Annotated in this window: 19 protein-coding genes and 1 pseudogene; 13 read left to right on the top strand and 7 right to left on the bottom strand. The window is 44.1% G+C overall.

Annotation, left to right across the window (positions count from 1 at the left end; all coding sequences use genetic code 11):
- A pseudogene (locus tag RB622_RS25440) lies at positions 1-1,695 on the bottom strand (gliding motility-associated C-terminal domain-containing protein); the annotation flags it as partial.
- Between the two features lie 414 nt (positions 1,696-2,109).
- On the opposite strand from RB622_RS25440, the gene RB622_RS25435 reads away from it, so the two are divergent.
- From RB622_RS25435 to RB622_RS25425, 3 genes are all read left to right on the top strand, one after another.
- Entirely contained in the window at positions 2,110-2,781 is a 672-nt protein-coding gene (locus RB622_RS25435) for a succinate dehydrogenase cytochrome b subunit (RefSeq protein ID WP_308049574.1), read from the top strand.
- A 108-nt stretch (positions 2,782-2,889) separates the two neighbouring features.
- Complete coding sequence (locus RB622_RS25430) at positions 2,890-4,878, top strand: fumarate reductase/succinate dehydrogenase flavoprotein subunit (protein ID WP_308049573.1); 1,989 nt, start codon at positions 2,890-2,892, stop codon at positions 4,876-4,878.
- Positions 4,879-4,991: 113 nt separating this feature from the next.
- Entirely contained in the window at positions 4,992-5,744 is a 753-nt protein-coding gene (locus tag RB622_RS25425) for a succinate dehydrogenase/fumarate reductase iron-sulfur subunit (protein WP_308049576.1), read from the top strand.
- Positions 5,745-5,980: 236 nt separating this feature from the next.
- Here RB622_RS25425 and RB622_RS25420 read toward each other — a convergent pair whose 3' ends face one another.
- The 4 genes from RB622_RS25420 to RB622_RS25405 form a co-directional block, all read right to left on the bottom strand.
- A complete protein-coding gene (locus RB622_RS25420) occupies positions 5,981-6,601 on the bottom strand; it encodes an OmpH family outer membrane protein (RefSeq protein WP_308049572.1) in 621 nt (206 codons plus the stop codon).
- A 149-nt stretch (positions 6,602-6,750) separates the two neighbouring features.
- Positions 6,751-7,083, bottom strand: a complete 333-nt coding sequence (locus RB622_RS25415) for a hypothetical protein (protein ID WP_308049571.1) — start codon at positions 7,081-7,083, stop codon at positions 6,751-6,753.
- A gap of 3 nt (positions 7,084-7,086) precedes the next feature.
- Entirely contained in the window at positions 7,087-9,525 is a 2,439-nt protein-coding gene (locus tag RB622_RS25410) for a penicillin acylase family protein (RefSeq protein WP_308049570.1), read from the bottom strand.
- 41 nt (positions 9,526-9,566) lie between these two features.
- Positions 9,567-10,301 (bottom strand): copper homeostasis protein CutC, encoded by a 735-nt coding sequence (locus RB622_RS25405; RefSeq protein ID WP_308049568.1) that lies wholly within the window; start codon positions 10,299-10,301, stop codon positions 9,567-9,569.
- A 192-nt stretch (positions 10,302-10,493) separates the two neighbouring features.
- On the opposite strand from RB622_RS25405, the gene RB622_RS25400 reads away from it, so the two are divergent.
- The 3 genes from RB622_RS25400 (at position 10,494) to RB622_RS25390 (ending at position 12,244) form a co-directional block, all read left to right on the top strand.
- Positions 10,494-10,958, top strand: a complete 465-nt coding sequence (locus RB622_RS25400; RefSeq protein WP_308049567.1) for a hypothetical protein — start codon at positions 10,494-10,496, stop codon at positions 10,956-10,958.
- A 193-nt stretch (positions 10,959-11,151) separates the two neighbouring features.
- Positions 11,152-11,373 carry a DUF2795 domain-containing protein gene (locus tag RB622_RS25395; protein ID WP_013927448.1) on the top strand — a complete coding sequence of 74 codons (222 nt, stop codon included), beginning with the start codon at positions 11,152-11,154 and terminating at the stop codon, positions 11,371-11,373.
- A gap of 226 nt (positions 11,374-11,599) precedes the next feature.
- Positions 11,600-12,244: an ATP-binding protein gene (locus RB622_RS25390; protein ID WP_308049563.1), complete on the top strand. Its 645-nt coding sequence runs from the start codon at positions 11,600-11,602 to the stop codon at positions 12,242-12,244.
- Positions 12,245-12,308: 64 nt separating this feature from the next.
- Here the strand turns inward: RB622_RS25390 and RB622_RS25385 are convergent, their stop codons facing one another.
- Together RB622_RS25385 and RB622_RS25380 are read right to left on the bottom strand one after the other, a co-directional pair.
- The gene (locus tag RB622_RS25385) at positions 12,309-12,677 is read right to left on the bottom strand and encodes a DUF3127 domain-containing protein (RefSeq protein WP_308049562.1); all 369 of its coding nucleotides are present in this window, start codon (positions 12,675-12,677) and stop codon (positions 12,309-12,311) included.
- Between the two features lie 84 nt (positions 12,678-12,761).
- Positions 12,762-13,910: a cystathionine gamma-synthase gene (locus RB622_RS25380; RefSeq protein WP_308049575.1), complete on the bottom strand. Its 1,149-nt coding sequence runs from the start codon at positions 13,908-13,910 to the stop codon at positions 12,762-12,764.
- Positions 13,911-14,035: 125 nt separating this feature from the next.
- Here RB622_RS25380 and RB622_RS25375 point away from each other — a divergent pair, with 125 nt between their 5' ends.
- The 7 genes from RB622_RS25375 (at position 14,036) to RB622_RS25345 (ending at position 23,999) form a co-directional block, all read left to right on the top strand.
- On the top strand, positions 14,036-14,713 hold the full coding sequence (locus RB622_RS25375) for a VTT domain-containing protein (protein ID WP_308049561.1): 678 nt from the start codon (positions 14,036-14,038) through the stop codon (positions 14,711-14,713).
- A gap of 135 nt (positions 14,714-14,848) precedes the next feature.
- On the top strand, positions 14,849-16,441 hold the full coding sequence (locus tag RB622_RS25370) for a sodium:solute symporter (protein ID WP_308049560.1): 1,593 nt from the start codon (positions 14,849-14,851) through the stop codon (positions 16,439-16,441).
- Between the two features lie 125 nt (positions 16,442-16,566).
- On the top strand, positions 16,567-17,523 hold the full coding sequence (locus RB622_RS25365) for a dihydrodipicolinate synthase family protein (protein ID WP_308049559.1): 957 nt from the start codon (positions 16,567-16,569) through the stop codon (positions 17,521-17,523).
- A 183-nt stretch (positions 17,524-17,706) separates the two neighbouring features.
- Positions 17,707-18,246, top strand: coding sequence for a sigma-70 family RNA polymerase sigma factor (locus tag RB622_RS25360; protein WP_308049558.1), 540 nt, complete (start codon positions 17,707-17,709; stop codon positions 18,244-18,246).
- Between the two features lie 139 nt (positions 18,247-18,385).
- Complete coding sequence (locus tag RB622_RS25355; protein WP_308049557.1) at positions 18,386-18,976, top strand: sigma-70 family RNA polymerase sigma factor; 591 nt, start codon at positions 18,386-18,388, stop codon at positions 18,974-18,976.
- 144 nt (positions 18,977-19,120) lie between these two features.
- Complete coding sequence (locus RB622_RS25350) at positions 19,121-20,209, top strand: FecR domain-containing protein (protein ID WP_308049556.1); 1,089 nt, start codon at positions 19,121-19,123, stop codon at positions 20,207-20,209.
- A 151-nt stretch (positions 20,210-20,360) separates the two neighbouring features.
- On the top strand, positions 20,361-23,999 hold the full coding sequence (locus tag RB622_RS25345) for a SusC/RagA family TonB-linked outer membrane protein (RefSeq protein WP_308049555.1): 3,639 nt from the start codon (positions 20,361-20,363) through the stop codon (positions 23,997-23,999).
- The last annotated feature ends 6 nt before the right edge of the window (positions 24,000-24,005 follow it).

Genomic DNA, 24,005 nt, shown 5'->3' with positions numbered 1-24,005 from the left:
TTCCGGAAGTGCCGGTTTGATCCATTTTACGGTAATTTCCCCTTTTGTTTCGCTGGTTGCATCGACGGTAACGTTGGTGATCACGGGCATCTGCAAAGGTACTTCAATACAAACCTGCTCGGAAGGCAGACTTTCACCGCCACCGGCCAGATATCCGGGTTCGGAGATGTTGGAGCCCGGTCTTGGGAATTCCACGACGATCCGGTAACTGTATGAAATACCGCTTTTCAGGCCTGTATTGTTGTTGTTATCGACATAAAATAATTCCCCTACGCCGACGCTTGCAATTTTTTCATAACCGGACCCGGCAGGCATCCCCGGGGCACATACATCGATTGGGATGGCCCTGCACCCTTCTCTTCTGTAAATGGCTATTTTGGCCCCCGGGACCTGACATTTATAGGCGTCCCAGCTGACCCTGAACGCTTTTCCTGCGGCATCGGTGACGGGCACTGCCCTGATGTTGAGCGGCTGCGGGCCGTAGACGCGGATGTGCAGGGTGGTGATATCCACGAGTTTTCGGAAGAGAGCGGGGTTGGGGGCGCCTGGAATGGGTCCGTCCTCGACTTTAAAGAGTACTTCATAGGGTTCTTCGCGGATGTGGCTGCATCCGGTCTGCCAGGAGAATAGTCCGTTGAGCGTTCCCTGAGCGCCCTGCTGGGGCACACTGAAAGTGGCATAGGCGGGCGATATCAGGGCGGTGGCCTGGTAGACGCCGCTGCTGGTGGTGAGCGTGAGTTTATCCCCGTTTTTATCGGTGGCTTTTACGGTCTGGTTGATGAGTGTCCCGGCCTCGACGCATAGATCGGGCAGCAGGTCAAGCTTGGGCCTGTCGTTTCTGGCATCTTCTACAATGATCTGCATATCCCTGACGATCTCTCCGATTTTGATCCCCTGCCGCCATTCTTCGACGACGAAGGCGACGTTGTAGAGCCCTTTGGTATTGGGAGCATCCCAAATCAGGTCACCGGTAATGGGGTTGATACTGAAAGTGGCCGGGCTTTGGCCGGTTTCGGTTGAGCCGGGCGGGAAGGCCAGATTGGGATGTTTGTAACCAGGAATATTTTCACCCAAAGCCCCTCTGGAAGTTTGCTGTGGTGTATAAAGGCGGTAAGCAATACTGTCCCCGTCTGCATCGAAAGCACCGGGATTGTGGATAAACCGCTGGCCAACCGCTGCGATATCAATCGGAGCGTTTAAGAGAACGGGTGTCTGATTTAAACCTACAAATGAATTGATGACAATGGTTGTATGTACGTAGAAATTTAACCTGTCGGTTGATCCGGGGCCTAGATTTAAAATGTTGGCATTGCGGTTATCGATCTTAACGGATATGTTCCAGTTTCCCGACGAGGGGAAAATATAGCGTGTTGTGTAAATATTCTGCGTTGTGTTATTACCAATGTTTCGTGTCAGCGACGTGATCCGGTCCACTTGTCTGGGGACGGCGTTCTGCCCGTCCGTCGTTCCTGCATAAAAATACATAAACACAAACGTCTGGCTGTCGGCCGCGCCGATACCCGCAGGACTCACATCAAAGTAGCCTGTATAGGTGATGTCGTAAGCCAAAGGGTTGCCCGGTACCCGTTTTGCGGTTATTTCACCCGCCCGGGAGTGGGTGGCAAAGGCCTTGTTTCCGAAGGCAAAACTGATGAGAATTAACAGTAAAAACTGAAATCGTAGATTATGGCGCATACTAAATAATTTATTCAGGATAGAGGCAAACATATCAAGTCGGAGCATGGAATGGATGCAATATTAAATAACTGCCGTGACATCTGTTAAAACAAACATTTTTATATTAAAAATAAAAATTCATAATGTCGGTATCGCTGAAATATCAACGAAAAATCTGAATTAAAATGTATTTGTCTATTCGTAATATCGGCTTTGATTGCGGCAAATTTCCGGATTAAATTTTACCCTTTAGTTAGTCGGATGAATTTCAACCGTTAATAATTCATACAAAGGGTATTTAATAATGATTATAAATTGTAAAGCACTAAACAAAAATGATCCTGTTTTATTGTGTTGCTAACGTTTGTGCCATACCTTTGAAAGGTTCTAAATATACCTTATTTTTTTGTACTAAAACTATTCGAGTTTGCTATGTCTTGGTTTACACAAGCGTTAACAAGTTCCATCGGTAAGAAGTTGATCATGTCGCTTACCGGTCTATTTCTGATCAGTTTCCTGGTAATACATGCCACCATTAATGCAATGATTTTTTACAATGATGGGGGCGAAACTTTTTCTCACTGGGGACATTTCATGGGGACCAATCCCATTATCCGCACGCTTGAAATTGGTTTGGTATTAGGTTTCCTGCTCCATATTGCTGACGGTCTTTGGCTTACCAAAGCCAACAACGATGCAAGACCTGTAAAGTATGCGGTGAGTAATGCCAGCGCAAACAGCAAATGGTATTCCCGTAGCATGGGACTTTTGGGGACTCTGATTTTGATATTCCTGGTGATCCACACCTCACATTTCTGGATTCCAAACCGTACCAATCAATTTGCTACCGGCGAAGAATTGAACCTCTACCAGATGATGCTCGATATTTTCCAGAATATATGGGTCGTATTGATCTATGTGGCAGGCTGCTTTTCACTTTTCTGGCATTTATTGCACGGGTTTGAGAGTGCATTCAAATCATTGGGCTTATATCACGTGAAATACAATGGTGCGATTCATTTCGTAGGTGTTGCTTTCTCCATCGTGATCCCGGTTCTTTTTGCACTGATGCCTATTTCTATATTCTTTGGATGGGTTTATTAAACCCCAGGCATTTGACTGTCGGCGTAAATTTATGCTGATGCAAAAGTTGAATGTTCTTGATTAAATATTTGAATCTAATTTTTCAGGTTAATTAACATTTCAAAATATATGGCAACTTCATCTCGTCTGGATGCCAAAATACCTCAAGGCTCGCTGGAAGATAAGTGGGAAAAATACAAATCGTCAGTACCCCTGGTAAACCCTGCCAACAAGCGTAATATCGAAGTGATTGTGGTAGGAACCGGTTTGGCCGGAGCCTCTGCTGCTGCTACGCTTGCGGAAATGGGATATAAAGTAAAAGCATTTTGTTTCCAGGATTCACCCCGCCGTGCGCACTCGATTGCTGCACAGGGAGGGATCAACGCTGCAAAGAATTATCAGAATGACGGCGACTCGGTTCATCGTCTTTTTTACGATACGATTAAAGGAGGAGATTATCGCTCACGTGAGGCCAATGTGCACCGTTTGTCGGAAGTTTCAGGAAATATTATTGACCAGTGCGTTGCGCAGGGCGTCCCTTTTGCACGTGAATACGGCGGACTTCTTTCCAACCGTTCTTTCGGTGGGGTGCAGGTTCAGCGTACTTTTTACGCGGCGGGACAAACCGGTCAGCAGCTTTTGTTAGGTGCTTATTCAGGTTTGCAGCGCCAGGTTGGGATGGGAACGATCACCATGTACAACCGTCACGAAATGCTGGACGTTGTGAAAATCGACGGAAAGTGCCGTGGAATTATCGCCAGAAACCTGATCACCGGTGAACTGGAAAGACATTCTGCACACGCGGTTTTACTTTGTACGGGTGGTTACGGAAACGTATTTTATCTGTCGACCAACGCGATGGGTAGTAACGTGACGGCTGCCTGGAAAGCACACAAACGTGGTGCATTCTTCGCAAACCCGTGTTTTACGCAGATTCACCCGACCTGTATTCCGGTATGGGGTGAGCATCAGTCGAAGCTGACTTTGATGTCGGAATCACTTCGTAATGATGGTCGTATCTGGGTTCCGAAAAAACAAAATGATACACGTGCCGGAAATGCTATTCCGGAAGACGAAAGAGATTATTACCTGGAACGTCGTTACCCTGCTTTCGGTAACCTGGTTCCCCGTGATATCGCTTCCCGTGCTGCGAAAGAAAGATGTGATGCAGGATACGGTGTGGGTACTTCCAAATTGGCGGTATTCCTTGATTTCTCTGCTGCTTTCCACCGTTACGGACAGGGAGAAGCGAATAAAAATAACATTACCAATGCCTCTGAAAGCCAGATTCTGGAATGGGGTAAAGCCGTAGTGAAAGAAAAGTATGGTAACCTTTTCGATATGTATAAGCAGATCACGGGAGAAGATCCTTATGAAGTGCCTATGCGTATTTATCCGGCGGTTCACTACACCATGGGTGGACTTTGGGTTGATTATAACCTGATGACAACCGTTCCTGGTTTGTATTCTTTGGGAGAAGCGAATTTCTCAGATCACGGTGCCAACCGTTTGGGAGCTTCTGCGTTGATGCAAGGTTTGGCAGACGGTTATTTTGTGATTCCAATCACGGTTGGAGCTTACCTTGCTGGTGAGATCAGAACCGGACATATTTCAACCGATCACGAAGCATTCGTAAAAACGGAAAAAGAAGTAAAAGACAGAATTGAAAAGTTAATTTCGATTCAGGGAAATACTTCTCCTGAATTATTCCACCGCCGCCTGGGTAAAATCATGTGGGACAAATGTGGAATGGGACGTAATGAGAAAGGATTGAAAGAAGCGATTGTTGAAATCCGCGCTTTACGTGAAGAATTCTGGAAGGATGTAAAAGTAATGGGTAAAATCGGTGATTTTAACCCGGAACTTGACAAAGCAAACCGCGTTGCAGACTTTATCGAGTTGGGTGAATTGATGTGTATCGATGCATTAACCCGTAACGAATCCTGCGGTGGCCACTTCCGTGAAGAATACCAGACAGAAGAAGGTGAAGCGCTTCGTGATGATGAAAACTATATGTTTGTATCAGCCTGGGAGAGTATCGACACCGAGAAATGGGAACTTCACAAGGAAGAGCTTATTTACGATAATATCAAAATCGCTCAGAGAAGTTATAAATAGCCGTTAGCTATTGGCATTTAGCTGTTAGCTAAGGTCCTTCATTGAGTTTATAACTAAAATAAATTTCGTTAATAGTTAATCATTAACAGTTTAGACAAATGAGTGCAGGCAATATGCGTCTTACGCTTAAAGTGTGGAGACAAAGCAATACAAATACACAAGGAGGATTTGAGAATTATAATCTGGATGGCGTTTCTCCGGATATGTCTTTCCTTGAAATGTTCGATATTCTTAACGAACAATTAATTGAAGAGAATAAGGAACCGGTCGCTTTCGATCACGATTGTCGTGAAGGGATTTGCGGGATGTGTTCTATGTTTATAAACGGACAGCCACACGGACCTTTGAAAGGCGTAACAACCTGCCAGTTGCACATGCGTTCTTTCCAGGATGGTGATACAATTACCGTGGAGCCATGGAGAGCCGGAGCATTTCCGGTTATCAAGGATCTTGTTGTAGACCGTGATGGTTTTGACCGTATCATATCAGCAGGTGGTTTCGTGTCTGTAAACACAGGAAATGCGCAGGATGCAAACAATTTACCTATTGCAAAAGAAGATGCGGATGACGCATTTAGCGCTGCTGCCTGTATCGGTTGCGGAGCTTGTGTAGCGGCATGTAAAAATGCTTCTGCGATGTTGTTCGTATCTGCCAAAATATCGCAGCTTGCTTTGTTGCCGCAAGGTCAGGCAGAGCGCAGCATTCGTGCTGAGAAAATGGTTGCTCAGATGGACGCAGAAGGTTTTGGTAACTGTACCAATACCCACGCATGTTCGGCTGAATGTCCAAAAGAAATCAGTTTCGAGAATATCGCACGTATGAACCGTGAATATTTAGGCGCAAAAGTTTCTTCGAAAGCGCTTTAAAAGCAATTTAATCCAACCGGATTAAGAATATAATAAGGATTAAAGAAATATGAAAAGAGACGGCTTATCCATTTAAGCCGTCTCTTTCCGTTTAAGGCAAATTCTCAAAAGCCAAAGTGCCATCGGTACGACCGATCTTGTAACCGTGGATTTCAATCCACGGAAAACGGAAAGCGGAAAACGAAAAAGGCGGCTGATTTGATCAGCCGCCTTTTTCGAATCTGAATAATCAGAATTTACTTCTTAGCAGTAGTATCCGCCGCAGCTTTACCGGCATCTGTTTCTTTATAAGTTTTATTCAAACCTTCGATGATCTTCTGCGTTACATCAAGCGATTTGTCAGCGAACAAAATTCCGCCGCCCAAAGAATAACCCAATACAAACTCGTACTTGTTGTCTTTATTATATTTCTCAATGTATGCTCTGATCTGCTTGTACAATTCTTCATTTTTGCCAGCTTCTTCCTGCTGAAGACCTGCCATCGCCTGATCACGGTAGGCAACAAGATCCTGCTGTTTTTTCATCAGCTGAGCTTCTGTTGAACGAGCCTGGTCTGGTGTCATCGTTTGTGCTTTTTGCTGGAAAAAAGCAACTTCATTTTGCAAAGAGCGTCCTTTTGTATTCAATTCATTTTCCAATTGGAAATGTTTGTTTTCAAGCGCTTTTTTAGCATCCTTAAAATAATCGTAATTCGTCAAAAGAGAATCGACTTGTACATAAACAGTGCGGCGGCCAGCTACCACTCCTCCGTCTCCTGACACTGCTTCTGATTTATTTCCTGAGAAATGTAAGAAAAATAACACCGCTACGGCTATGCTAAGCACGATGTTCCAAATTAACGAAGTATTGTTATTCACGTTTTTTAAGGTTTTGTTTTTTTAGAAAGAGCCGCAAATATAATGATTTGTGTTTCAAGCCCTACAATTACGCAGTTTTTTACGCTACTTTAAATGAATCAAACCCGATATGAGATGGCTTTACCACAAAATTTTCAGAGTATCGGGATTTATGCAACGGTTTTTCTGACAAAATACCCGGACAATCCGGCTAATCCGCCAACCAACCCACCCAAAATGGTTGTTACGATCAGCAACAAAATACCATTGGGCAGAGAAAAAATTTCTGCAATCTTATTGGACATAGAGCCCAGCGAATTGATATGAAGGTATAATCCGTACAAAAACCATAACAAAGCAATGGCCAGAAAACCGGTGAAAAAGGATTGAAATGAAGTTGTCGGCCGCCAGGCTGCGATCATAAAAGGAATTAAAGCAACGGTCCACCAGGGTGTAAAAAACTGCAGTATGGCTGTGACGATGAAAATAATGACGAAGTTCATAGCTTATTTCTTTTTTAGGGTTATCCGCGAAGTAAGATGCTGGTTTTGCTGATCGGGAGATGACAGATAAATAAGCTCATTTAATTCACCTTTCTCCCATTTCTCTAATAAGTTAAGATAATAGGGGCTCCCCGGATTTCCGGACTGTCCACCGGGATAGATCCCGTAAGCCTTGGGTGTCGGGCCAAGTTCCACCACCATGCGCCAGGACGGGCCATTCTTTTTTGTGATGGCATTGACAATACTTGAGCCGCCGCCCACTTGCAGGTGCGGTGCGTTAAATGCTTTCAAACTACGGCTTAAATGCCGGATCTCGGTATTTTTCACTTCCGACCACTGCCACGAAGGACTCATCGCGCCATGTCTTGCAATCAAAGTATCCACGGCAGTTTTAAAACTAGCGACCGTTACATCGGATAAGGTTTCTTTTTTCGGTGTTTTGACATTGTCAAACCACTTTTCATCGGGTTGCTTCAATATCATATACAATAAACGGTCTCTGGAAGGGTAGGCCATAGGAGCCTTGGGCGAGTCAAATTCATCATCCCAGACAGCACTTTTCAATGCCGGCATCCATTCTTCGAAAATCGAAGCAGCAATGGCGCCGGGAGAATTCTGGTAATTCCAATCGGTTAAAACTTGCTGCGCCGCTTTGTAAGTAGCGTTTAACGGGGTTGTCTGGAGTATGGCAAGGAGCTTCGGAAGTATGGTCCGGGCAAGCACATTGAAATTATCATTTTGCAACGCGCGCAGACTATCGGCATTGGCCGACGTCATTTTTTCCAAACGCTCGTTAATCCGGATTCCTCGTTCAGAAGGTGCAAACATCCAGTTGATATAATAAGGATACGTAGGGTCTGTCGACGATTGATTGGCGGAACTGACAAATCCCCTCGGAGGGTTTTTAACAAACGGATTTTGCTCGGCCGGAATCCAGCCTTTCCAATCGTCGTCGGGATTAGTCCCATCGAGTAAAAACTTACCCTGCTCTTTCCGTTTTAAAGGTAATTTGCCATTCACCGTGATGGCGATATTTTTCCCGTTATCAGCAAAAACAAAGTTTTGGGCCGGTCCGACGTACTTAGCCAAAGCGTTACGATAATCTTCGTAATTCTTTGCTTTGTTTAAATCATAAAATGTTAGGAAGCTGTTACCTGGCTCATGGCCAATCCATTTGGTAGCCAGGTTTAACGTGCCGTTGCTGTCATCGGTATAGGCTGTTACCGGGCCGTGGTGTGTATAAATAACGTTTTCGCGGAATGGCTCGCGCTGTCCTTTTATGTAAATAATTTCTTCGCGTTTACGGGTCGGTTTCCATTGGTTATCGTACCAGTAGCTATTTTGTGTGGTGTCTTTAAAGGTAATTTTATACTGATCAAAAACGTCAGCATCGACATTTGTCACACCCCAGGCAATATTTTGGTTAAAACCGATGATAACGCTGGGGATGCCCGGCAAAGAAACACCATAAACGTTCATATCCGGCGAATGCAGCTGTACCTGATACCAGATAGACGGGAGTGTTAATTCCAGGTGTGGATCATTGGCAAGAATAGGGTAGCCCGTTTTGGATTTACCCGGCCCGACAGCCCAGTTATTGCTCCCTATTCCTTCCGGTTTTGGTTCTTCTTTCGGATATTCATTGGTTAAAACGGTGTCCTTAACATCGCCGGGTTTATTTTCAGGGATGGAAACGGGGGTAAAATTCCATGGTGTGCCGACAGGAATAATCGGACTTTCCTGAAGCATGGGATAATCAGGAAACAAATCTTTTACAACCTCGCTTCCGTATTTTTTGAGAATATTGGACATGTTCAGATTGTTTGACCTGCCCGCAAGGGTAAGCGTCATTTGTTCCAGCATGTACATCGTATTGATGGGTTTCCAAGGTTCAGGTTTATAACCCAGCAATTTGAACTCCACCGGATAATCTTTGGGAGAAAGCTGACTGATATAAGCATTAACACCAGCCGAATAACCGAGCAATGCTTCTCTCGATTTAGGGTCACTCAATGCAATTTTTACATTGACCTCCGCACCGTAGGCCATCCCAAGTCTCCGGCTTTTCTGGTCCAGCTCAAAGGTTGCAGGGCCCAGTACCTCTGAAAGTCTGCCGGAGGCGGCTCTGGTTTGTATATCCATTTGCCATAACCTGTCTTTTGCGGTGATATACCCTTGCACATAGAAAAGGTCGAAGTCGTTTTTGGCAAAAATGTGTGGTACACCGGTATCGTCAAAACGGATGGTTACCTCGTCTTTCAGACTGTCCAGTTTCAATACTACTTCTTCTCCCGGTGCAGCAAGTTTTTCCCCGTTTTGCCAAAATCCGGTAAACGGGCTTAAAAATGAACCTAAAGCGGGAACCTTTCCCCATGGTCTGTTCAATGCATATACTAAACCTATTGCGACTATTACTGATAAAACAGCTTTGACAAATTTCATATTGCGGAGACTTAGGTTAGAGATTCCTGCTATGTATGTTGTTATTTATCCGCTACCGCCTCCACAATCGCTTCAATAAGATTCAAATCACTATATAACACGGAACGTTCATCTGGAATTTCTCCGGCCATTGAAACATCGGCGGGGAAATATTTTTGTCTGCCCGGTCTGAATGATTTGGCGGTAAGGTGCAGGGCATGCACACCGGCTTCTTTCAGTTCCTTGGCATTATTGTGGTTGACACCGCCGCCGGCCATAATTTCAATGGAGCTGCCCGCAGCTTTTGCCAGTTGTTCCAGTGTTTTTATTCCAAGCGGGGCACTTGGTTTCTGTCCCGAGGTAAGAATTCTCTCCGCACCGGTTTCAATCACTGCTTTTAAAGCCTTAACCGGGTCGGGTGTCAGGTCGAAAGCGCGGTGAAAAGTCACTTTCATAGGCGATGCGAAATCCACGAGTGCTTTCGTACGTGCCACATCCACTTGCCCGTCTGGCAGTAAAATACCCAATACAACACCCTGTGCACCTAGTCTTTTGGCCACAGCAATATCCCTTTTCATGATCTCTTCTTCAAAAAAATCATAAACAAAATCGCCGCCGCGCGGACGGATCATTACAAAAACAGGGATTTGTATCTGTTCCAGTACCATTTCAATAAATCCTGCGCTCGGGGTAGTACCTCCTTCGCCCAGGCCTCCGCATAATTCAATGCGCCCTGCACCACCCACCTGGGCATTCATACAAGACTCCAGTGAATATGCACAAACTTCAATTGTCATATAAGGTTAAATTTACTTTAATTTTTGAACTCGTAGTCAAAGCTAGACGGGAGTAAATCGATTTATTCGGTATTCGAATATTTTTTTTCCCCATCACAACAAATGACCGTTTAAGGAATAATCAGTCAGAATGTTTTACCTGCTGGCTAATATAGGTTCAAATTAATCATTCAACTTGAAAATTAACCTGCAATGGAAAAAATTTATCGCCACTTGCTGACCTTAGCACAAATTCGGGAAGAGTTTCTCCTCATGGAATATTATCCGAAATTATTGAGAGTGTTGGAGCCTATCCAGACGCTTTCGCTGAAAAGCGAGCTGAACATGAGTATTCTATTATTGCCACCGGCTTTGTTTCTGATGTCCAAAGGAATCAGGCGTCGTGTCTCCGATAGTCCGAAACTGGCCGAATTTCTAGAACCGTTTCTGACCACCTGGATGTTTACAGCCATGATTTTTCCAAGTTTTTTTATGGGATCAAGGCTGTTGGGACTAGATTCAGGGATACAAAGTCTGGCGTCCTTTTTTCTTCTTTTTTTTGTTATTGGCGGGGTGATATACCAAAAGAAAGGATTAAAGCCGATATTCTTCGATAGGAAGTACGCGGTTTACAGTAGAACAAATTTTACAATTGTATTGGATGATCGCTGTCTTTAAAGGTTAGAGATGCCGGTGTAATAATATGATATAAGCTTTTGATAATCAAACCATTATTTCCAATACAAAAAATATATAATTTAAAAAACAATTATTTTGGATTTTTTTTGTTTAAAATTATTAAAAGATGCAATTTTTTTTACTTTTGCAATCTTGAAAGAATTAAGTAACTATTTAATAGGCGAAAAAAATTATGTACTGGACTCTCGAACTTGCATCATACCTTGAAGATGCTCCTTGGCCAGCTACCAAAGACGAGCTGATTGACTTCGCAATTAGAACAGGCGCTCCGTTAGAAGTAGTTGAAAACCTACAAGAATTGGAAGATGATGGTCAGCCTTATGAAAGCATTGAGGAAATTTGGCCGGATTATCCGACCAAAGATGACTTCTTCTTTAATGAAGATGAATATTAATAAAGAACGGCGCCAACAGGTGCCGTTTTTTGTTTTTAAAAGGTCCGGGAAATCGTTACGGGTCTTGTTTTGAAGATTATAAAAATGGGATTTCTGACGGGATAAAATCCGTTAATATTTTTAATACCGTGAAAAGGAATGTATCTTGTTAACGTTATGATGAAAAGGATTTGCCAGAATCCGAAATTGTTTTTTTCATAGTTTAAGTATCTATCCAGGCCAATTGATGGAACTACGATTGCTTAAAGAGTTGGTCAAAAGAGGCGAGGGTGATCATGTGGAATTCAAATTGAAATCTAATCACCCTGAGAAAATCGTCCGGGAACTAGTCGCTTTCGCCAATTCTGGCGGTGGAAAATTATTCGTCGGTGTTGGAGACGACCGGACGATAAAAGGCGTGAAGGATTCAGATGAAGATGAATACACGCTCGTCAAAGCGATAAATACCTATTGTTTCCCCAAACTTGATTACAGGCTGGAAAAAATTCCCATTGACACGGAACGGGAAGTTTTAGTCCTGACGATCCCACGAAGTCCCGATAAGCCGCATTACGTGGTGGATCCTTCGGGAATCCGAAAGGCTTATGTGCGTGTGGCGGACAAATCCATTCAGGCCAGCAAGGAAATGAGGGAAATCATGCGTCGCGGCCGGTTTAACCGGGACATAAGTTTTCAGTACGGTGATAAGGAAAAAAAGCTGATGCAGCTGCTGGACGAAAAGAAGGCCGTCACAGTGGAATTATTTGCTTCCGCTGCCGGAATTTCCAGAAAAATGGCCTCGAATACGTTGGTGCTGCTGGTGCTTGCCAATGTTTTGGAAGTGCATCCGAATGAGGTACTGGATCATTTTACCATAGCAATGGCCTCCTGAGAAGCAGTGGTAAAATAAAAACGATCCACCGCCGGGCAGTGGATCGCTATATTATCGTGATATCTTAGAAAGGAAGATCGTCGGATTCGTCTTCGGTAAAAGTAGTCACCGGAGGCAAAGTGCTGTTGCTGCTTCCCGCGTTGTAAGAAGCGCCGCCGCCGTTTCCTGCACCTGCTTTGTCAACTTTCCATGCTTTTACTTCAGTGTACCAGCGATTGTTATATTCGCGGCTTTCTACGTCAATGGATGCCGTTACAGCGTCATTCACCTGTAAGCCAGCCTGATCGATTTTATCACCCCACAATGAAATGCATACTTTTTTTGGATATTGAGAAGGGATTTCAAGAATGAATTCCTGCTTCCGCCATGTTCCATTTTTACCCTGACCATTTACCTCAGGGAGTAAAGCGATGACAGTTCCTGTTAATTCCATGAAAAACGAATTTGTAAGTTTTGCTAAAAAATAGAGATCAAAAGTAATGGTTTTGCTTTTGGAATGCAAAAGAGAATCGAATTCTCATCCGATTGCCTGCTGTAAATCGGCGATTAAATCTTCCACATCTTCAATCCCGACGCTCAGCCGGATCAATGTGTCTTTTAACCCGACTTTTTCCCTTTCTTCTTTAGGAATGCTGGCGTGTGTCATGCTGGCCGGGTGCGTGCAAAGCGATTCTACACCACCCAATGATTCTCCAAGGGAAAATACTTCCAGACTCTCCATTACTTTCACGGCTTGGCGGTAGTTATCGCCTTTTAGTTCAAAGGAAACAATTCCGCCATATCCGCGCATTTGCCGGGACGCCAGCTGATGACCTGCATGGGAAGCAAGCCCCGGATAGTAAACTTTTCCAACCTTCGGATGATCTTCAAGCCACATCGAAACAACTTTTGCATTTTCGCAATGCCGCTGCATCCGGATATGTAAAGTTTTTATGCCCCGTAAAACGAGAAAACAATCCTGTGGACCCGGTACGGCGCCACTGGCATTTTGGATAAATGCCAGTTTTTTTGCCAGTTCATCGTCGTTTACAATCAAAGCGCCCATGACGGTATCTGAATGCCCGCCCAAATATTTAGTAACAGAATGCATCACAATATCTGCGCCCTGATCCAGCGGGTTTTGAAGATAAGGAGAAGCAAAAGTGTTATCCACAGCGCTCAAAATTCCCTTGCTTTTGGCAAGATTTGTGACAGCTTCAATATCAATGATTTTCAACAAAGGGTTTGTCGGTGTTTCCACCCAGATCATTTTTGTTTTTTCAGAAATCACTTTTTCAATGGCTGTGCTGTCGCTCATGTCCACAAAATGAAAAACGAGGCCCAACGGCTCATAAATCCGTTTCATGATCCGGTACGTGCCGCCGTAAATATCGTTGGTAGCAATAATTTCATCGCCGGGGCGGAATAATTTTAACACGGCGTCAGTTGCGGCCAGGCCGGAAGCGTAGCAAATACCATGTTTTCCATTTTCCAAAGCGGCCAGGGCATTTTGCAAAGCGGTCCGTGTCGGATTGTGGGTGCGGGAATATTCATATCCCTTGTGTTTGCCCGGACTTTCCTGAACATAGGTGGAAGTCTGATAAATGGGCGTCATGATAGCACCCGTCGTCGGATCGGGCTCAACACCGGCGTGTATGGCCTTGGTAGCGAATTTCATAGCATCTATTTTGTTTTGAAGCGAGTCGGCTTTGTGGTAAAAAAGCCAAAGATAACCCTCCGGAAAAACCTTTTACAGAAAGATATGGTTATTTTGATATCTGAAATGTTTGTAATGACTAAAAATATCCTCTTTTGGCAAATTCATTAGTAAAAAAACTTCCTTTACCGCTGGTTGTAAGTGTTTTACTCACTGTTGTCCCTTTAGTAACTACTTCTTTGCTCACCGCTTCCGCGATCGCGCACGAAGAAATTTTGCGCGAATGGACCTATGGGACCTGGATCCTCGTAGCGCTCGGGCTCACTTTTACTTCTGCTATTGCCCTGACACCGCCTACTTTTCTTGCACTGGTGTTCGGCTATTTTCTGGGTTGGTATGCTGTTCCTTATCTGTTTATCCTCAATCTTGGTGCAATAGGCATCCTTTATATACTAGCGGATTTTTTTCAGGCAGAAGCCATTCGTGTCTATCTCGTCCAGATTTATCCCCAGATCGAATCACTGATTAAGAAATTCAGAGCAAATCAGTTTCGTCTGATCTTTTTCGCCAAACTGTCCCCTGTTTTACCCTTTACGGTTACCAATTTATTTTTCAACGTTGTCGGTGCAAAATTGCCGCAGGTACTTGCTGGCGGAACTCTGGGTATGATTCCGAGAACGGTTCTGGCCGTTTGGGCCGGAAGAGAGGCCCAGGAAATCCGTTACCTGCTGGAACACCCGAATGAGGGGTTGGGTACCAAAATTCTGCTGTTATCACTCATCGTGATTTCTTCCGTTGGGATCGGTTATTTGTTCAAAGACAAGGAGAAATAGGGACAATTGACAGGATTAACAGCTGAAAACTTGATAGTATGATAATATCGTACAATAACAGGATATAAAACCACATAAATACATCAAGTTAATCCTGTTTATTTGCAATTAAGTTATACTTATTAAAAAAGTAGAATGAAATCCTTGCCCGTTATCGATCTGATTATTGTTATCACCTACCTGGTAGGGATGGTGGCCGTTGGTATTTATTTTTCACGAAAAAATACGACCGCCGACCAGTTTACCAAAGCTTCCGGAAAAATTCCCGGCTGGGCAATTGGTATATCTATTTATGCTACATTTTTAAGTAGTAACACATTTCTCGGCGTACCGGGAAAAGCTTTTGGAAGTAACTGGAATTCCTTTGTTTTTAGTTTGTCCATGCCGTTGGCGGCCTGGGTTGCCACAAAGTTTTTTATTCCTTTTTACAGAAATACGGGAGCCGTTTCCGCGTATACACATTTGGAACATCGTTTTGGTCCCTGGGCCAGGACTTATGCCGTGGCATGTTTTCTGCTGACACAGCTGGCCAGAATGGGGTCTATATTTTTTGGAATCGCACTCAGTTTGCAAGCGTTGACAGGTTATCCGATGGCTACGATTATGATCGTAGTAGGGATTTGTATCGTTCTTTATACCGTCATGGGCGGTATCGAAGCGGTAATCTGGACGGAGGTTGTTCAGGGGGTCATCAAAACGGCCGGTGCGTTAGTTATTTTATATCTGGTGGTTTCCGGCATGGACGGTGGTGTTTCCAAAATTATTGACATTGGAAAAGCTGATGATAAATTCAGTCTGGGAAGTTATGCACCGGATTTTACAACGTCATCCTTTTGGGTGGTTCTTTTGTACGGGTTTTTCATGAACCTGAATAATTTCGGAATGGATCAGAATTACGTTCAGCGCTATCATACGACGAGCTCCATCAAGGAAGCAGCAAGTTCGGTTTGGTTGTGTGTTTATTTGTATCTGCCCGTTTCGCTGATATTCTTTATCCTCGGTTCCAGCTTGTTCGCATATTATCAAAGTAATCCCGAACTGCTGAATGCCGTTCAAATGCAGGTGGCTGTTGAACGTTTGCCAAACGGCACACCGGAAGCGATTCGTACACTCGCATCGACCTTAACACCTGCGGATATCGGTGACAAAATAATGCCGCATTTCATGGTTACGAAAGTTCCCGTAGGACTATTGGGATTGATCATCGCGGCCATTATGTCGGCTGCCATGAGCACCATAAGCTCCGGAATGAATGCTTCTGCAACCGTTTTTATGGTCGATATTTATCAACGATACGTTAAGACCGACATGAATTCGAAGCAATCCATGAAGCTGTTATACATTGCTACGACGGGTTTCGGACTATTAGGTATGGTGACGGGTATTGCCATGATCGGCGTAAAAAGTGTACTGGATGTCTGGTGGTTATTGTCCGGGATTTTTGCAGGCGGTATGCTAGGCTTATTCCTTTTGGGAATTATTTCAAAAAATACTAAAAATGCCGAGGCACTGACGGCAACTTTGATTGGCATCGTGGTGATTGTCTGGATGACATTTTCAGCCAAATTACCCGAGGAGTATTCGTACTTACGGAACCCGCTTCATCAGAACATGGTGATGGTGGTGGGGACATTGACCATTTTTCTCGGAGGTTTATTGCTGACACGACTAAAAGGAAAAACCATTGAAATTGAGAAAGAAGTAGCTGCTGACAGCCATACTTCCTGAAGAAACGTTGATTTTATTGAGACGAGCCCTGTTTAGACAGGACTATCGAAAACAATAGCCGGTAAATATTACCGCCGGCGAACGCATATCTGAGACTATTTGATTCTTACTGACTATAAACTGGTATGACCGCTATTACTACATCTTTGCCGCAAGGATTTATTCCTGTCATGTTAACTCCCTTTCTGGAATCCGGAGAAGTTGATTATGAGGGCTTGAAAACATTGACCGAATTTTATTTAAACGCAGGTTCTGCCGGGCTTTTCGCCAACTGTTTGTCCAGCGAAATGTATGAACTGAGCGAGCAGGAGCGCATTGATGTAACCAGAACGGTGGTTGAGCAGGTAGCCGGAAGGGTGCCCGTGGTTGCTACCGGAACCTTCGGAGGCTCTATTGCGACACAGGCTGAATTTGTAAAACGTATATATGGTACCGGCATAGATGCCGTTATCGTGATATCCGGCCTTATTGCCACTGAGGATGAATCTGATGAGGTTTTTCTGAAAAATGCACTGGAACTTATCCAGGCTACGGGTGATATTCCACTGGGTTTTTACGAATGCCCGGTTCCGTACAAAAGATTGATTCCCAGTACAATTCTCGAAAAACTGGTAGAGACCGGAAAAGTGGTTTACCATAAAGATACTTCGCTGGATCTTGAAGAAGTGAAACGCCGGATCCGGGTTGCAGAAGGGTATCAGTTTGGACTTTATGATGCCTATATGGTTAATGCGGCGACGTCATTGCGTGCCGGAGCGGCGGGGCTTTCCTGTATTCAGGGCAATATTTATCCGGAACTGGTTGTCTGGATTTGTGAGCATTTCGATGACACTGATCGTCAGGAAGATGTAAAAAGAGTGCAGGAATTTTTTATTGATTCCATGGATATCGTGCACACGGCTTATCCGACCATTGCCAAATACAGTTTGCAGAAACGGGGTTTGCCGATTTCAACCTATACCAGAAGAGAAGTTGGTGTGCTTACCGACGGGCTAAAACTGGAAATGGATGAACTGCTGACGAAAATTGAGAAGATTCAGAGTGAGCTGGGTATAACGAGTATTTTTGCGAATATCTCGTAAAAAAACATTTTTATGATGAAATGGATTCGAGACATGCAGAACCGAGGGATATCTGGCACTGACGCAGCCGCCCGATAATCTTATTCATTTGATAAGCAGTAGCATACATTATCGTTTTAACCTGAATGGGTTAACGTCTGAGTGAAATCTGATGATTGTTATAAATCCTTACTTCCTAATCCTATGAACTTTCCTAATGAACAAATCCTTTACCGAGTAACCCAGGGAGACGAAGCTGCATTTTCCCAGTTGTACACGCATTTCCGTTCGCCGGCGCTCAAATTTTGCACCACTTTGCTCAAAGATGAGGAAGAGGCCGAAAATATTACCCAGGATGTGTTTGCCAAGATATGGGACCGCCGTGTCCAGATCAAACCGGAGCATAGTTTTCAGGCATATTTGTTTGTGAGCCTAAGAAACCAGATTTTTGACCAGTTCAAAAAATTTGAGAAGGATCAGATGCTCAGAAAACAATACGTGGACCGCATGACGATCATGAACGATGATGACAATGACGATAAAGAGGCTCGAATCCAGTTTCTTCAGGTAGCCGTTGATTGTCTTTCCGAAAAACGCAAGCAGATATTGAAGTTAAATATCGAGGAGGGGAAATCTTATAAAGAGATTGCCAGCTACCTGAATATATCTACCAACACGGTTAAAAACCAACTGATCAAGGCGAAAGAAATTTTGCGCCGACAATCACGCATCGCTATTTCATAATTAACAATTTTATAACAGCTTTTACGCCTGATAACCTCTTTTTTAGAGGTTAATTTACATCGGGTGACAAAAATGGGCGTCACTTCATTGAATATGGTTATTTGAATAATAATTATAAGTAAATCTCAATCAAAAAGCGGTGAAAGCTACGGGTACAGATATGCTTTTGTGGAATGCCTTCAGGGAAGGTAACAGGGAAGCGTATGCCGACATTTACAACCTTTACATTGAAGATTTATTAAGTTATGGGTATCGGGTGACGTCAAATCGGCAACTGATAAAAGATAGTATCCAGGACCTGTTTTTGCACCTTTGGCTGCATCGCGAGAATCTTTCGGAGACGGATTCTATCAAGTTTTATCTTTTTCGCTCGCTCCGAAACCGTATTCTCCGCAATATTGAAAAGTCAGATATCCTGCCGCAAACTGCCGAAAAAATTCTGGAAAACATCATAGAGGATTTTTCCTTCGAGCAGGAGCTTATGGCGCATGAGGCTGAAACTGAGCAAATTGCTCGTTTGCAAAAAGCAATCAATAAACTTTCAAAAAGACAGCAGGAGGTTATTCAGCTGCGGTATCACAGTGATTTCAGTTTGGAAGAAATTGAAAATCTGATGCAGCTTAATAACCAGTCTGTCAGAAACCTTCTTCATCGGGCCATTAGCCAGCTTCGTATTTCATTTGAGATGGCGGGCTGGTTTTTTCTGCTGATAACCTCTTTTGCAGGTTAAAATCAACTTTCAGATGCTGTTGCGCCAAGCGTTTTAAACCAAATCCAGCTGATTTTGGGCGAACAGGATTTTTTTTAAATTTTTTTTAATAAAAATGAGTACAAAACAATAACACTCCGATTTAGGGGTCAGAAAGCGATTGCTATGTTTGAAAGATACGCCGGATATTCAGTTGAGGATTTTGTGAAGGATGACAATTTCATCACATGGGTGAAGTTTTCAGATTCGGAGGGAAATCTTTTTTGGTCGGAATTTTTGCAAAACTATCCGCATAAACAGGAAACGGTCACGCAGGCACGTCAGATTGTAATTCACCTTGGGGAGGCTTCCCGGATGGCTGTGGATAAGCATGATGCGAAAGAAATCTGGTCAAAACTGGAACCGGCTTTGGCTGAAAAAAGCGGACATAGCCGTGTTGTGTTTCCTTTGAACTGGAACAAATGGGTCGCAGCAGCCTCTGTTATCCTGATCCTGGGTTTGATCTGGTGGAATAACCCGTTAAAAGACAATGAGCCAAAGGCGTATACAAGATTAATTGAGCAGGCAGAAAATCCATTAAAGGAAGTTATCAACAGCAGTTCCAAGGCAATGCGGATAACTTTACCGGATGGGAGCGTGGTGACACTGGAAAAGGCAAGCCGCTTAAGTTATGCCCGGGAATTTGAAGGAAACCAGCGGGAAGTTTTTTTATCAGGGGCCGCTTTTTTTAATGTGACTAAAAATCCTGAAAAACCTTTTGTGGTGTATGCCAATGAGTTGGTGACCAAGGTGTTGGGGACGAGTTTTACGATCAATGCTTTTGAAGAGAATAAACAGGTAACGGTTGCGGTCAGGACCGGGCGGGTTTCTGTTTTTAAAAACAAAGACTTAACGCGTTTGGGTGCTGACAATAAGGAGATTATTTTGATTCCCAATCAGCAGGTGGCCTTTACCAAAGCAGATGCAATGTTGGTCAGGTCGTTGGTTGAAAAGCCGCAAGTAGTTGTTTCGCAGCAGGAATTGCGTGATCTGACATTTACGAACGCCCCCTTATCCGATATTTTTGAAGCGCTTGAAAAGGCGTATGGCGTTGAAATAGTATTTGATAAAGCGCTTTTGTCGAATTGCCGTCTGACGACTGCGCTTGGCAATGAAACATTGTTTGAGCGGCTTGATATCATCTGCGAAGCGCTGGAGGCGAGTTATAAAGTGGTTGATGCGCAGATCGTGATTGATGGTAAAAAGTGTAATTAACAGTTCCCAGCCCATAAAACTCTTGATATGAATAAACCCAGCTCTTTACAGTATTCCCCGATTTAAGGTCTCCTTTGACGTTCTTACAAAACGCCATTCCCATCAGCGGATAAAGGATTGTTATTGCTTGTCTTTAAACCCATCGAAGCAAATGAAAAAAGGTCTACGTTTTCCCAAAATCCTCTATCACCTCTTGAAAGTCTCGCTGGCTCAGGTCTGCGTTGCGGTGATTTTTGCTACTATTTCAGTGGCTCGTCCGGCAGATACTCAGGATCTGCTCAATAAAAAAGTTAGTATTAAGATTGAAAATCAGAATGTTATATCGATTTTAAATAGCCTGGAAAAACAGGCGGACGTGAAATTTACCTACCGACCCAAACTGGTTTCTTCTGTAAAAAAATATTCTCTGGATGTCACCAACGAAAGGCTGGCCGATGTGCTGGATAATCTGTTGGTCCCATTGAAAATCAGATACAGAATTATCGGAAAGCAGATTGTACTGGCCCCGATGCCGGTTTCTACGGATATTCTGGATAAAGAAAACTCTGGTATTTCCGAAGTTGAAAAGCTGATTCAAAAAGTCAGAGGGAGAGTAACTTCTTCCAAAGACGGCTCAGCCATGCCAGGTGTCAATGTACTTTTGAAAGGCTCGCAGACGGGTACAACGACGGATGCCTCAGGAAATTATTCCATCGATGCACCGGATGAAAGCGCGACACTGATCTTTTCATACATTGGTTTTACCAGCCAGGATTTTGTGGTGGGAAAGCAAACTGTGATCAATGTAAGTCTTGAAGAAAGCACCGAAACCCTGAAAGAGGCGGTTGTGACGGCGCTTGGTATTAAAAGAGAGAAACGTTCGCTGGGTTATTCGGTAGGCAACGTGGAAGGAACGGCTTTAACCCAAACACCTCAGAACAACGTCTTGAACGCGCTTTCAGGAAAAGTGGCGGGCGTACAAATTTCGCAGATGGGTGGTGGCGTTGGTTCTTCGGTGAGCATGATCATCCGCGGAGCAAGCTCGCTGAACAGCGATAACCAGCCGCTTTTTGTAATCGACGGTGTTCCGGTAGCGAATAAGTTGAGTAACGGATTTGGAGGCGCGGATATGGGAAACCCGATTTCTGATATTAACCCGAATGACATTGCAAACGTATCCATTCTGAAAGGTGCCAGTGCGGCTGCCTTGTATGGTTCGAGGGCGGGTAATGGTGTTGTGCTGATCACGACGAAGTCGGGAGCAGCAGGTAAAAAGGGAATTGGTGTTTCATTGAATTCGTCGGTGGTGTTTGATATCCCGATGCAATATATCCAGGTGCAAAATAAATTCGGCTCAGGGAAAACAGGTGCTCATGTGTTGGAAGAGCAGGAAAATGAAAGCTGGGGCGCTGCCCTGGATAAAGGTGAAATGTGGGCGCAATGGAACACCAATGGTGTGAAAACCCCCTTGGTTTCGCACCCTGACCGTTTCAAGGATTTTTTCCAGACAGGCGTTACCAATACCAACAACATTGCGGTGAACGGAAATTATGATAAAGGCAATTTCAGGTTGTCGGTGGGAAATATGACGAATAAAGGGATCATTCCAACCATGGATCTTTCACGGTTGACACTGGCGCTGAACACGACCTATAATATTACCAACAAATTACGCGCAACTTTTAACCTGAATATAACGGAATCGGGTTCAGACAACCGGCCGATGATCGATGCATCCCGTAATGACCCTGTCAGAAGTATTTATGAAACGGGGGCGCAGATCGATATCAATGACTTACGGGACTACTGGCTACCTGGTCAGGAGGGGATTGCCCAGCGTAGGTATAAGGATAAGCAGAATAACCCGTTCTACCTGATTCATGAAAACCCGACCAGTTTTAAGCGGGACAGGACCGTGAGTAAAATTCAGCTGGATTATGATATCAGCAAAGAATTTTCGATCACGGGTCGTTATGCGCGTGATGCATACAATGAGATTTTCGAATCGAAAAAGGCATTTAACAACTTCGAGTATGTCAATGGTGGTTACAATGTCAGAAATACCTACACCAAGGAAACCAACCTCGATCTGATCATTACGTACAAGAAAAATTTAGGAGAAAACTGGAGTATTAATGCGATGGCGGGCGGTAACCGTCTTGAACAGTACGGCCGTGGGCTGGAAAACAACGCGGGTTCACTCGTCGTGCCGGGTTTGTATAACATCGCCAATGGCGCACCTGGTACCGTTACGTATTCCAGCGGGCTGTCGCGCAAATTGTTGTATGGGGCATACGGATCGGCTTCTTTCGGATTCAAGGATATGGTTTATCTGGATCTGACCGCACGTAACGACTGGACGAGTACACTTCCGAAAGGAAATAATTCCTATTTTTATCCATCGGCTTCGCTGAGCGTGCTGATTTCGGAAATGGTAAATCTGCCAAGCTGGATGAGTTTTGCGAAAGTAAGGGCCGGCTATGCACAGGTGGGTAACGATGTAGCTCCCTATAATTTGATCCCGACTTACGGAACGGCGGCGGACTGGGGTATTGCCAAACGAATGTTTATGCCAGGTACGTTGAAAAATGCAAATCTTAAACCTGAAATCGCAACCTCGACGGAGATTGGTTTTGATGTGAAATTCCTGAAAAATCGTCTGGGACTGGAAGCAACTTACTACAACCGGGAAAACAAAAACCAGATTCTGGGTATAACGGTACCTTCGGAATCGGGGGCAACAAGCAAACTGATCAACGCTGGTCTGGTGCAAAGCAAAGGATTTGAAATCGGTATTGTGACCACACCGGTAAAAACGGATAACCTTACTTTTGATCTGAACATCACACTGAGCCGTAACCGGGCATACATCCGGGAATTGACGGATGGCTTATCGTATTTTGGTACCAATGAAAGCGGAGGCGCCATGGTGCGGACCTATACCGGGGGGCAAATCGGTGATATTTACATGCAGCCCATGCTGACTGTTGATGATCCTAAATCACCTTATTACAAATATCCGATCGTAACGGCGGGCGGACTTTATCAGGCGAATACGGACATTAAAAAAATTGTTAAAATAGGGAATTTCAACCACAATATCCTGATGGGTATTCAGCCTTCGGTGACGTACAAAAACTTTACTTTGTTCGCGAATATCGACTGGCGTCAGGGAGGGTCTTTCTATTCCAACACGATGATGTTCCTGGGTAATAATGGTCAGAGAGAGGAAACGTTGACAGGCGTGGCTTATGATCCGTCACAAAGTCTGTCGGATCAGATCAAGGCAAACCCTGACAAATATCTGGGCAACTGGGTAGGTGGACGGAATGCCGACTATCATGGATTTGCATGGCCTGAAGGAAGCACAGAATCAAAAGTCAGAGTACAGGATGCGAGCTTGAACCCGGGTGTTTTTGCCACAAAAAATGCCGCCGGAGAAACGGTTTATACTGAAAATCTGGGAGGTCCGGGCAGCAAATGGCTCGATCCGTTCAGCGCTTATCGTTATGCCAACCGCCCTTTCCCGAACCGCAATATGTACAGTGCCACCTACGTCAAACTTCGTGAAGTGTCACTTACCTATCACTTGCCAAAATCGTTTGTAAACAGGTTCAAAATACAAAACGCTTCTGTCGCTGTTGTTGGTAATAACTTGTTTATGTGGTCAAAAGCGGGAATTAAGGGATTTGATCCGGAGAAGGCTTTCCAGCAAAACAGCGCCACGGGCAGCTGGACACAAGGAATAGAATACTACAATATTTTGCCTTACACAGGTTCATTAGGATTTAAATTGAATGTTGATTTTTAAATTGAA

Origin of the sequence: Dyadobacter sp. LHD-138 (assembly GCF_030929615.1) — a bacterium.
Lineage (GTDB): Bacteria > Bacteroidota > Bacteroidia > Cytophagales > Spirosomataceae > Dyadobacter.
This window is presented reverse-complemented; position numbering and strand designations above follow the sequence as displayed.